The sequence below is a fragment of the Photorhabdus sp. RM96S genome, assembly GCF_042879335.1.
In the GTDB taxonomy this organism is placed as follows: domain Bacteria; phylum Pseudomonadota; class Gammaproteobacteria; order Enterobacterales; family Enterobacteriaceae; genus Photorhabdus; species Photorhabdus kayaii.
In genome coordinates, this window is sequence record NZ_JBHFKT010000007.1 from 37,701 (window position 1) to 50,019 (window position 12,319).

Genomic DNA, 12,319 nt, shown 5'->3' on the forward strand with positions numbered 1-12,319 from the left:
AATTTATTCACCTTTATTTCATCATAACTCTTTCTCAATCCGTGTGGCAATATTGGTATAACGCGTTAAGGCCAAAATACCCTGTTTATCTTGTAGAGTATCAATAAGTGCTTGCTCTAACTGGTTATCCATATTCAAAAATAGTGTGTTACGTTGCCGAATATCAGGAACAATATCACTCCTTTCATTCATTGTATTTTCAAATAATTTCTTCTGATCTTGATAAAAATAATATTTGTCTGGCACAAACAACTCTGCAATTCGATCGCCAATGTAATGAATATATTTAAGCATACGATGATCAGGTACTCCCAAGGCATATTTCAAAGTCGGGTTTGCATTACGTGGAAACCACTTATTCTTATCAGCGTCGCTTATCTGTTTAAAAAATTCTTTCTGAATCTCCAATGCCACCTTAATATTATCTTTCGTTTGATGATTCAATGACGGAATCAAATACAATTTTGCCATGACAGGTAATATTTCTGTGAGTCGTATAAGATCGTTTGAATCACTCTTTTTTAAAGTTTCAATAATGAGATCAGCTTTATAAAAGTGAACTATTTCCCCATGATGTAAGAAAACTTCCTGACCTTTTGTCAAACCCAATAATTCAATGGTACTAAATAGATAACCTAATGGTCCCCAATAATTATAAAGCCAGTTATCCAAATCTTTTTCCGGCGGCATAGAGGGAACCAAATCATTTTCATTCACATGACGGTAATGTGTAATATCTTCCAATTCTTGTACCGCACTACGGGTTAATGTCCGCGGCATCCCATAACTATATAAACAAGGATGATATTTTTTCAGTTGGGCACTATGCAATAACCCTAAAGCGCCCCCCAAACTATGTCCACAAACAAATACGTTTCGGTTTTTAGCTAAATCAATAATTTTATCAAACACATTTTCATCAGAACCGGGAGCTTTTAACTGACCAATAAGATTAAATGCCTCCCAAAATCCCCGATGAACTTTACCATTATTAATAAAACCACTGCATACACCATCTGGTTCACAACCCAATTTCAGTGGTTGATACATAATATCAGTAATGGCGTCATCAACACTCGCCGTTCCCCGCCAGCTAACAATAATTTCCTGTTGATTAGCGACATAAAATAACTCCGTATCTCCTATCCCACTTTCACCCGCTTTTGAATCAATAAATACAACATCAGTATAACGTTCACTAAATGGCACATCATAAACAATAGGAGTACGCGATATTTTTTCCACCTTACTCGGTAATTGAGATATATCCAGCATTTGTCGGTTAAAAAAATGAGTAATAGAACCTGCTATATCAACATTATCATCAAAATATGACAGCAATCCCATTAATGCCAAATTATAAGCATTCACCAGGGAATAATCTTTCTGATGATGTAACAATAGTACCCATGCGCGAAACGGACATACTTCCAAAACATACCGGCAGTTTGTTGAGAGAACCCGAAAACCTTTCGGTACCGAATCTGGGAAATGATAACGTGGCGGTTTATCTTCTATCCATTTATCAATTACAGGCAAACCATCACTTATCTGTCCAATCGTCACATAACGGTATTGATGACCTTCCGTTTCTGCTTTTGGTCGGACAATTGATGCCCTAATACCGCGTTTTTCCCGTAATGGACGCTGCTCCATTTCATCAGCTAATGGTTGAGCACTGATATATAACGTTACCGCATCAGGTGATAAGTTTTCTTCCCTAAACAATCCTTGATTATTAGTCACACCTTTGCGTTCATCTCGCAACCTCCCGCTACTTATCAGACGATAAGGCATATTCACTAATGGATTACCTTGTTCATCAACTAATTGAAACTCCACCCAATTTTCTGTCATTTTTTGGCTATCAATAATTTCACGTGGGCATAATTCGCTCATAATTATTATCTCCCTTTTTTTATTCTGGAATATTAATTAGACACTAAGAGCCTATCTCAATAGGCGTAATTGTTGCAGGCCATTCTTATCAATGAACAGTGAACACGGACAGCGCGGAAAAACCGGAGCGTACACGTAGTACGTGAGGATTTTGAGCACTGCCCAAGTTCGCTCTTTATGGCAAAGAAGGGCAAATAAAATAGCCCTATTGAGATAGGCAGTTATTATCAGGTCGATACACTAATAATAGTGGGAGAGAAAATTCATTCACTCAAGTCTGTAATTGTAATAAAATTCAACAAATGCAAAACGAATATAATTATGAAAAACATAAGGTAAAAAATGGCAACAAAATAACAATGCAGGTCATTGATTTATTTAATTTCACAAAAACTAGATCCACAAAAAATAAAAACCATAAATTTATCCCGGCTGCTCGCTAGCACCTGACTATCCTCTCAGTCTACGAGAACCAGAGGAAATCATAGCCAAATCGGGTATTGAGATTTATCATGCCGCCTTATCTCGTTAGATTTAGCTTAGTTCTTCATAAAAATACCCTATGGATTTCAAGATGCATCACGACGGCAAGGGAGCACCTCATTAACACAACAGAATCCATTGCCTGATTAATTTTTACAATATTTTTGTCTATTTTTGATAGACGATCCTATGCTTCAATCTCATAATTTGGACAATATTTTACTATTAATTTTTTTGATGAGATTTATTTATGTCCAGGTTAGAAAAATTATGCGCAGATTTTGCCGCCCAAACCAATATTATGTTGAATCTCTCTACCGGCGCAGTGCAATTAAACATTGGTGATTATGGCCCTTGGTGGTTAGAAGTAGATTCAACAGGATCAATGCTGACTTTTCATCATACAGTAGCTTCGTTTGTTAATCATGATGCGGAATTTTGGCTCTCATTAAATAGTAATATAAATATACTTGGAGGAGCATGGCTCGCATTACATCAGCCAACTCAAACTATTCGTCTCTGTTTACTTCAAGATATAGAGCGAATCGATGCGACTGATTTGGCTAATATTCTAGGAAATCTTCAAAGAATAAGAGCTGAACTCCCTTTTCCTGAAACTAAGCTTGCCACCTCCGCTTCAGCCCACGATATTTTAGTTTGAGATGTTTTTAAGATCGTGAATTAAAAAGCTTCATAGAAGAAAACACAATAAAATAATGGAGAAAAAGTATGCCAGATTTTTCAATACAAAGAGCTAATACCAGAATTGATATTCATCAAACTGAATTACATCAACCAGCTGCAACAGATAAAACTTGCCATTGCTGCGAGCCATTATTAAATAATACCATTGATAATCCACTTACAGCACCAACCTCGGTTATTACAGGATGGAATGAAAAATCCGTCGTGGCCAATAAACAAATTGAAGCTAATATTTCTCGTTTAGCCAGCGAAAGCACCGCTGCCCACAAAACGGTTGATTCTCTCTTATCCAACCTGGTGAAACTTTTCGTTCGAGCAGAGGGTAATGAATTAACCGCAATCACTAAAATGCTTAATGCTTATACTGGTGATAAACCCGGTTTTAGTATTGTCGGTCAGCTTGGCGCAGGTGGATTTACTCGAATTATTAACGAAGCACGGCAGAATGGCGTCAGATCTGATAGGGCTGATACAGAACCGCTAACATTGAGGGAAAAAGCCACTGCTTATTATGATCTCACCAACTCAGCTTATTTCCGCGATACTCTGGAGAAAGTTTATTCATCACCCGAATTGAAATCAGAATTCAAGGATATAATTGATATTGGTTACTTGGAAAGTAAAAACTTTGCACCCGCCCGCGGTTCCACTACGGAAAAACCCTTACCGGACCAATTAGCGCTTTACACTTTTAAAAATGAAAATAAATTTAATGCCTCTGAAAATCCCGAATTATATCAGGTGACTAAACAGGCAAATGGGCAAGAAGTTATCAGTAACCCGGCTCTGGCTGGCAATAGTCTTACAAAAGTCCAAAATGATTTCAGAGCACCGGCTCCTGATAAGGATAGCGTCTGGTCAACCGCCGCTTCACTTGAGGCCGATAATCGTTTGACCAACCGAGAGTTGGCATTTGCCAGTTTAAATCCTCGCAACCGGCTGGATAGAACTGACTATCAATTTAGTCAGTCAGAACCTATCAAAGCACATCAAGAATTAGCTAAGGAAAACATTATCGTACAACGTGGCAATGGCTTTTCTGTCTGGAATGTGAAAGAAAATACAGGATTTTCCAAGGATGCAGCTTTACACAATTTGCCAACTGTCGCTGCACCTTCCGGTACTACGGACCGTTTTATTACTGCGGCCAGGTTGTTGAGTGCGGGCCTGAAAAATGATCTTGCTTTAGGTGCGCCTACTCACGGGGAATCACCAGAGCAATCAATTCAACGTGGGGAGCGGGAAATGAAAGAACTCACTCGATGGCTGGCAACAGGTTATCTGGTTGATGATAATCATCATTCTATGATTGAAGTTAATTTAGGCGCGGCTAACCACGGTTTAGCGCCTCAGTGGGGATTGAATCTCTATACCGAACCTTTCTCCTCTCCTATACATGCCAAAGGATTTAGCATATCCAGCCAGGAAATATTGGCACAATTAGAAGGCCGCGATGATGTCCACACAGATTACTCTACTTTCAAAAAAGATCTGTACGGCGGAAGTCGAGCAACAGTTAACGCGAATGGCAGTATAAAAACAAGCTCTAGATAAGTACGCTTTTCTCCAGAAGAAAAGCTAATCAATTTCTTTTATCAATAGATCTTCCTGTCGTACTGCTCAGGAAGATCATTACTCAAGCTCTATTGCGTTAATAAATCAACGTCGCTCTTAGGCCAGGAAGAGTATCCGCGTATCTTACACACTACACAAATTAATGATAATGTGTCATACAATTACACGTTCCACTGGAGGTTCCATGATCGATCTGTATTATGCTCCAACGCCAAACGGCCATAAAATCACACTCTTCCTGGAAGAAGCTGGCCTTCCCTATAATATTCACCGAATTGATATTAGCGCAGGAGATCAATTCAAACCTGAATTTCTTGCCATTTCGCCCAATAATAAGATTCCCGCTATTGTTGATCAGCAACCAATCGATGGTGGTAAACCTATCGCTATTTTTGAATCTGGCGCCATTCTTACTTATCTGGCAGAAAAAACGGGCAAGTTACTCAGCAAAGATATGCGTGAGCGTGTTCAATGCCTGCAATGGCTGTTTTGGCAGATCGGTGGCTTTGGCCCGATGCTAGGACAAAATCACCATTTTAGTCATTTCGCGCCGGAAAAAGTCCCTTACGCGATTAATCGTTATCAGGAAGAGACAAAACGCTTGTATCAAGTCCTGAATACCCAATTGGAAAAAACACCCTATCTGGGCGGTCAGGAATACAGTATTGCTGATATCTCAACTTATCCGTGGGTTCGTGCTTATGAACGTCAGAATATTGACCTGAATGATTATCCGGCAGTGAAAAAATGGTTTGACACTATCAGTCATCGCCCCGCCACTCAAATTGCCTATAGCAAAGCTTAATATCTGTCTGCGGGGTAACTATTTCCCCGCAAAACTTGATCAGGCTGACAGATAGCTATATCTTTAACCACCAACCCTTATATCTCTGCTATATGCTATAGTTCTTATATCAACAACATTTTTTATATCAACAATTTAGGTTATAGGAGTGGTTATGCGTATTTTAATCACTGGAGGGACAGGTTTGATTGGTAACCGTCTGGTTTGCCAACTTCTTTCCCTATCCCATTCCATTACTATTCTAAGCCGCTCACCTCAAAAAGTTTATTCTCTATTCAGCAATCAAGCTGAATGCTGGACCAGCCTGAAAGATAAAACCGATCTCAACGATTTTGATGCCGTAATCAATCTTGCTGGCGAGCCCATAGCAAACAAACTATGGACTTCAACGCAAAAAGAGGAGCTGTGCCAGAGTCGCTGGACATTAACAGAGCAACTCAGCAAGCTCATTAATGCCAGCCAGACACCACCAGAAGTCTTTATTTCCGGCTCTGCGGTAGGCTATTACGGGGATCAGAATCAAACAATTGTCACAGAGCATGAGCCACCTCATGATGAATTTACTCATCAGCTCTGTAAGCAGTGGGAACAACTTGCATTACAGGCAGCCAGTGATAAAACCCGTGTTTGTCTTTTACGTACTGGTGTTGTACTGGCAAAAAACGGCGGCGCACTGAAAAAAATGCTTCCCTTGTTCCGTCTTGGGCTTGGTGGCCCGATGGGGAGCGGAAAACAGTATCTGCCCTGGATTCATATTGACGATATGGTGAATGGTATCTATTACCTGTTAATGACACCTGGTTTGAGTGGTCCTTTTAATATGACCGCCCCTTATCCAGTACATAATGATCAATTTGCCGCAACACTGGGAGAAGTATTACACCGTCCTACTATTATCCGAACACCTGCTTTTGTGCTGAAATTACTGATGGGAGAAGCTGCGGCACTGGTACTGGGCGGACAACAGGCAATACCGCATAACTTGGAACAAGCGGGTTTTAGCTTCCGCTATTTTCAGCTAAAAGAGGCATTTCAAGACTTACTAGATGCTAAATCTCAACGCTTTTAGCCCCTTGCCAACGGGTAAATAGATCATGAGGTAGCTCGATATCAAACTGATCAAGCACTCGGTTAACCGTCTGGTCAATAATATCCTGAATCTGTTGAGGCTGATGATAAAATGCAGGCACAGGCGGCATAATCACCGCACCAATTTCTGCCGCTTGAGTCATCAGCCTGAGATGCCCCAAATGCAACGGCGTTTCCCTCACCCCAAGCACTAACTTACGACTTTCTTTCAATACAACATCTGCCGCTCTGGTTACTAATCCATCAGTATAACTGTGGACAATACCTGAAAGGGTTTTCATTGAGCATGGTAGAATTACCATGCCCGAAGTTTTGAATGAACCTGAAGAGATAGCAGCAGCGATATCTCTGTTGTCATACACAACATCAGCCAGCGCCTGCACATCCCGTAAACTATAATCTGTTTCAAGCGCCAGTGTCTGGCGAGCAGAATGACTGATAACCAGATGTGTTTCTACCCCTTCAACTGGTTGTAAAACTTGCAGTAGCCTTATACCATAAATGGCCCCACTTGCTCCTGTAAGCCCTACTATCAATCTTTTCATTCTTTCCTCATACAAACACTGAACAACTATTTAAACCCGAAAATCATCAACCTTCATTATAGATATCCAGATTTTCAATTTCATTCTGATTATTCAGTTTTACTTCATCGTCTTTACGCAGATTCTCCAGATAATAGAGATAAGTCTGGTCAACGTCTTTGGTAACATAAACGCCATTGAATACTGAACTCTCAAACCCATCAACATCCGGGTTTTCTTCACGAACAGCGTCGATCAGATCAGTTAGATCCTGAAATATCAATGCATCTACACCAATAAGTTGGCGAATTTCATCCACTTCACGCCCATGAGCAATCAGTTCATTTGCATTGGGCATATCAATGCCATAAACATTCGGGAAACGTACTTCCGGTGCCGCCGAAGCAAGATAAACTCTCTTCGCGCCGGCTTCACGAGCCATATCAACAATCTGTTCTGACGTTGTACCACGCACAATAGAGTCATCTACCAATAGCACATTTTTATCACGGAATTCTGCTCGATTAGCATTCAGTTTACGGCGGACTGATTTCCGGCGTTCCTGTTGCCCAGGCATGATAAATGTCCGACCAACATAACGGTTTTTTACAAATCCCTGACGATAGGGTTTACCGAGTATGCGTGCAATTTCTAGCGCAACATCGCAAGATGTTTCGGGGATTGGAATAACCACATCAATATGTAAGTCTTCCCATTCGCGGGCAATTTTCGCCCCTAGCTTATGCCCCATCCGTATGCGGGCGTTATAAACCGAAATTTTATCAATAAAGGAATCTGGGCGAGCCAAATAGACAAATTCAAATAAACAGGGGGTCAGAGAAGGATTTTCAGCACATTGACGAGTAAATAACTGACCTTGTTCAGTAATATAAATCGCTTCACCTGATGCAACATCCCGCAGGAATTCAAAGCCTAGCGTATCCAATGCAACGCTTTCAGAAGCGACCATATACTCATTACGACCATCATCCAAAGTACGCTTACCTAAAACCAATGGACGAATACCATGCGGATCACGGAAAGCAACTAACCCATGACCAATAATCATCGCAATGCAGGCATAAGCACCACTCACCTGTTTATGCATTGCCGCTACTGCCGCAAAAATATTGTCAGGCTCCAATGGATAATGCTGGAAACAATCCAGTTCACTAGCAAAAACATTAAGCAAAATCTCAGAATCTGACGTGGTATTCACATGGCGACGGGCATTCTCAAACAACTTTTTCTTCAACTCATGAGCATTCGTCAAATTACCATTGTGTGTCAATGTAATACCAAATGGAGAGTTCACATAAAACGGTTGAGCTTCCGATGCACTGGAACTGCCCGCTGTCGGGTAGCGAACATGACCAATCCCAATCGTTCCCTGTAAACGCAGCATATGCCGGGCTTCAAACACGTCTCTCACTAAGCCATTGGCTTTGCGTAAACGAAACCCATTGTTACCATCAATAGTGGCAATGCCCGCAGCATCTTGCCCACGGTGCTGAAGCACCGTCAACGCATCATAAATCGACTGGTTAACCGGTGTAAAACCGACGATACCAACAATACCGCACATGTAGTTCTTCCTCATCAGCCAAACGGAGAGGTATATTTCTCCGGCAAGAAACTTGACGCATTTTGCAGGTAGTCAAAGAACCACCTTATGATATGACTGAACTGCGGGATCAATTGTGACTGTTTCCAATCCTCACTTCGAGCCAATGGTGTAAATGTATCCAGAAAAAACAGAATAGCCGCGACAATCAGCACACCACGCAATGCCCCAAAGCAGACCCCCAGTACTCGATCAGTACCTGACAATCCAGTCCGTTGCACAAGAGAACCTATCACATAGTTCACCACGGAACCGACAATCAAAGTAGCAATAAACAGCAACGCAATAGCAATCCCGTTACGTACCAATTCATCTTCAAAACGGGTGAAATAGACCGCTAAGTAAGTATAAAAATGGCTTGCCACAAAGAAAGCACATCCCCAGGTGACCAGTGATAATGCCTCACGAATAAACCCACGAATCAGGCTAACTAATGCCGAGAAGCCAATAATGGCGATAATAACGTAATCAATCCAAACCATGTTTTAATTCCAAAATAGACACCTCGGCATCCGTTTCAGGTGCATTCTAACAGAAAACGAAAACGTTTGCGTAGCAGATTTCCTATCCTACTGAAAATAATTAAGGCGACGAATTTGAATAATTATCATCGCCGCAGTCACTTAATATTTACTTCTTCATGATAGTTGTCCTATTTGTCACATAGGCATCACCCACTTTTATTACGGCCTGTAACTCCTTACCTGCCCTTGTAATCCAGTCAAACTTTTCAATTCTGATAATGCCGAGTCAAGTTGTTGTTTAGAAGCGTTCGGACCGACATATATTCTCGTTAATTGCCCCTGAACCGGAGATGAAGGAACCGTATAAACCTGATAACCAGACAAACGTAGTCTGGCAACGATTTCATCTACCTTTCCGGCATTTTTCAAAGCACCCAGTTGTACGATATAAGCCTGCCCTTGCGGGGCTTTTTCAACCGGTTTAACTTCAGGTTTCGGTTCTGACTTAATCTCTGGTTTAGGTTTAAGCGCCGGTGCCGGCGGCTTAGTATCTGGTTTTGGTTCAAGCTTAATCTGTGGTTGAGGCTTCACTTCTGGCTGAACAGCAGGAGGGACTATCGGCGCAGGCTGAGGAGTGGTAACCAATGGTATTTCCGGCTGCTCCAGTGTTTCTGGCTGCAATGCCTCTGTCTCATCTTCCAGAGGCACTGATAATATTGGTGGATTAAGAGGAGGTATAGAGTCAATTTCTTGCTCATCCCCTGGCTTTGGAACCAAGGGAATTGATGCAAATTTATCTTCGTTATATTTCTTGTTGCCGTCTAACAACGCAGGCAGCACAATGACACCCAATGCTACCAATACAATTGTACCAACCAAACGATTCTGAAATTTACTTGCCACTTCCTTTCTCCCTGACCAGAGCCTCCATGACATGCGCTACCGTGTGGAATGAGCCACAAACAACAACAATATCTTGCTCATCAGCATCAGCCATCGCCTGATGCCAAGCACTTTCCACATCAGTAAATACCCGTGGCTGTCCAAGATGCTGAGCCAATGTCTGTGCATCTGCACCACGCTGTTCAGTCAATGGAGCGCAATACCACTCATTTATTTGCTGTGACAGGCAAGTCAGTGTACCGGCAATATCTTTATCACCTAGCATACCCACGACACCAAGGATTCTACTGCCCGGCTGACGGGGCAACTGGGCCAATTTCTGTACCAGATAAGCCGCTGCATGGGGATTATGAGCCACATCCAAGATCAACAATGGATTTTCACGAGCTATCTGGAAACGCCCAGGTAACTGCGCATTCTGTAACCCTTGATGGATTGCACTCTCATTAATAGCTCGACTGACTTTATCATCTTGTCGTAACAGGCAACAAATAACACCCATCGCCGTTGCGGCATTCATCAGAGGAACATTTGGCAAAGGTAGGTTGCTAAATAGCCTATCATCAGATTGCCAGTGCCAGTTTCTATCCTGTTGAGAGAAACGCCAGTCAATGCCACAACGGAACAACTCGGCGCCTAATTCACCCGCAACTTCCGCAATAGAAGATGGCATATCCGACTCACCCACCACGGCAAAACGATCTTTACGGAAAATCCCTGCTTTCTCACGACCAATATGTTCGCGATCAACACCCAACCAATCAATATGATCAATTGCAATACTGGTAATAGCGGCAATATCGGCGTCCACAACATTTGTCGCATCCAGTCGCCCACCTAAGCCTACTTCTAAGATGACCACATCCAGACAAGCTTGTTTAAACAGTTGCAAAGCCGCTAATGTGCCATATTCAAAATAAGTCAGCGAAATATCACCACGACGAGATTCAATATCCGCAAATACACGACAGAATTCCTGTTCAGGTAATTCTTTACCCTGAATACGAACTCTTTCGGTATAACGTACAAGATGCGGAGAGCTGTAAACACCCACTCTCAGCCCAGCCGCCAACAGAATAGATTCTATCGTGCAACAGGTAGTACCTTTACCATTAGTACCGGATACGGTTATCACCTTAGGTGCAGGATTAACCAACGCCAAAGTTCGGGCAAGTTTCCCCACACGCTCAAGCCCCATATCAATGGCCGTAGTATGCAGGTTCCCAAGGTAGGAAAGCCACGTCATCAATGGCGACGTGGCTTGAGGAATTTGTAAAGTGTCAGACATCTTCTTTATTGGTACTTATTTGAATATCCGCCTCAACATCAGCGGGTTCTGCCACAAATTCAGCAACAATTGGCTTAATGCCTGGCTGCGACTGATGGGTTAGTTTAGAAAGTAAACTGGCAAGGGTGTCACGCATTTCAGGGCGACGAACAATCATGTCAATCGCTCCCTTTTCCAGCAAAAATTCACTACGCTGGAAACCGGACGGTAATTTTTCACGAACGGTCTGCTCAATAACTCGTGGTCCGGCAAAACCAATCAATGCTTTTGGTTCAGCAATATTGATATCACCCAACATCGCCAGACTTGCTGAAACACCGCCCATTGTCGGATCGGTCATGATAGAGATATAAGGCAAACCACGTTCTTGCATTTTTGCTAAAGCAGCACTGGTTTTCGCCATCTGCATCAGCGACATCAATGCCTCTTGCATACGAGCGCCACCACTGGCAGAAAAACAAATCAGAGGACAATTGTCTGCCAATGCCTGTTCTACGGCACGGACAAAACGGGCACCAACAACCGAAGCCATAGAACCGCCCATAAATGCAAATTCAAAAGCAGCAGCAACAACTGGCATACCACTCAGGGTACCTTTCATCACGACTAGCGCATCTTTTTCTTGGGTTTGCTTCTGCGCCGCTGATATACGATCTTTATACTTTTTGGAATCGCGGAATTTAAGAATATCTTTTGGCTCTAATTCCCCCCCTAATTCCGTCGTTGCCCCTTCATCAAGGAATGTAGCCAATCGGGTACGCGCCGAAATACGCATGTGATGATCACATTTAGGGCAAACCTCAAGATTGCGCTCTAGCTCAGCACGGTAGAGCACCTGACTGCAACTATCACATTTAGTCCAAACCCCTTCTGGGATATTCGCTTTACGCGTTTGGGTAATGTTGCTTTTATTAAGAATTTTTTCAATCCAGCTCATTGAATGATCTTTCCGTCTGAATC

General features: G+C 42.3%; 11 protein-coding genes. 4 read left to right on the top strand and 7 right to left on the bottom strand.

Annotated elements, in window-relative coordinates; genetic code table 11:
- Positions 1-21 precede the first annotated feature (21 nt).
- Positions 22-1,899: a lipase family protein gene (locus ACGF49_RS06090; protein ID WP_387490120.1), complete on the bottom strand. Its 1,878-nt coding sequence runs from the start codon at positions 1,897-1,899 to the stop codon at positions 22-24.
- Positions 1,900-2,632: 733 nt separating this feature from the next.
- On the opposite strand from ACGF49_RS06090, the gene ACGF49_RS06095 reads away from it, so the two are divergent.
- The 4 genes from ACGF49_RS06095 to ACGF49_RS06110 all read left to right on the top strand — a co-directional run bounded on the left by ACGF49_RS06095 (position 2,633) and on the right by ACGF49_RS06110 (position 6,536).
- Positions 2,633-3,043, top strand: coding sequence for a type III secretion system chaperone (locus tag ACGF49_RS06095; protein ID WP_112894730.1), 411 nt, complete (start codon positions 2,633-2,635; stop codon positions 3,041-3,043).
- A 68-nt stretch (positions 3,044-3,111) separates the two neighbouring features.
- Positions 3,112-4,641: a hypothetical protein gene (locus ACGF49_RS06100; RefSeq protein ID WP_387490124.1), complete on the top strand. Its 1,530-nt coding sequence runs from the start codon at positions 3,112-3,114 to the stop codon at positions 4,639-4,641.
- A 205-nt stretch (positions 4,642-4,846) separates the two neighbouring features.
- Positions 4,847-5,467, top strand: coding sequence for a GSH-dependent disulfide bond oxidoreductase (gene yfcG, locus ACGF49_RS06105; protein WP_113041767.1), 621 nt, complete (start codon positions 4,847-4,849; stop codon positions 5,465-5,467).
- Positions 5,468-5,621: 154 nt separating this feature from the next.
- Positions 5,622-6,536, top strand: coding sequence for a TIGR01777 family oxidoreductase (locus tag ACGF49_RS06110; protein WP_113041766.1), 915 nt, complete (start codon positions 5,622-5,624; stop codon positions 6,534-6,536).
- Here ACGF49_RS06110 and ACGF49_RS06115 read toward each other — a convergent pair.
- From ACGF49_RS06115 to accD, 6 genes are all read right to left on the bottom strand, one after another.
- Entirely contained in the window at positions 6,517-7,101 is a 585-nt protein-coding gene (locus ACGF49_RS06115) for a UbiX family flavin prenyltransferase (RefSeq protein WP_113041765.1), read from the bottom strand. The two genes, ACGF49_RS06110 and ACGF49_RS06115, sit on opposite strands and share 20 nt — an antisense overlap.
- A 46-nt stretch (positions 7,102-7,147) precedes the next feature.
- Positions 7,148-8,665: an amidophosphoribosyltransferase gene (gene purF, locus ACGF49_RS06120; RefSeq protein WP_112894725.1), complete on the bottom strand. Its 1,518-nt coding sequence runs from the start codon at positions 8,663-8,665 to the stop codon at positions 7,148-7,150.
- A gap of 14 nt (positions 8,666-8,679) precedes the next feature.
- The gene (gene cvpA, locus ACGF49_RS06125; protein ID WP_036778783.1) at positions 8,680-9,186 is read right to left on the bottom strand and encodes a colicin V production protein; all 507 of its coding nucleotides are present in this window, start codon (positions 9,184-9,186) and stop codon (positions 8,680-8,682) included.
- A gap of 201 nt (positions 9,187-9,387) precedes the next feature.
- Entirely contained in the window at positions 9,388-10,071 is a 684-nt protein-coding gene (gene dedD / locus ACGF49_RS06130) for a cell division protein DedD (protein WP_113041764.1), read from the bottom strand.
- The gene (gene folC / locus ACGF49_RS06135) at positions 10,061-11,359 is read right to left on the bottom strand and encodes a bifunctional tetrahydrofolate synthase/dihydrofolate synthase (RefSeq protein ID WP_113041763.1); all 1,299 of its coding nucleotides are present in this window, start codon (positions 11,357-11,359) and stop codon (positions 10,061-10,063) included. The genes dedD and folC overlap by 11 nt, the downstream gene beginning before the upstream one ends.
- Positions 11,352-12,296: an acetyl-CoA carboxylase, carboxyltransferase subunit beta gene (gene accD, locus ACGF49_RS06140; protein WP_112894722.1), complete on the bottom strand. Its 945-nt coding sequence runs from the start codon at positions 12,294-12,296 to the stop codon at positions 11,352-11,354. Before accD ends, folC begins: the two co-directional genes overlap by 8 nt.
- Positions 12,297-12,319 lie beyond the last annotated feature (23 nt).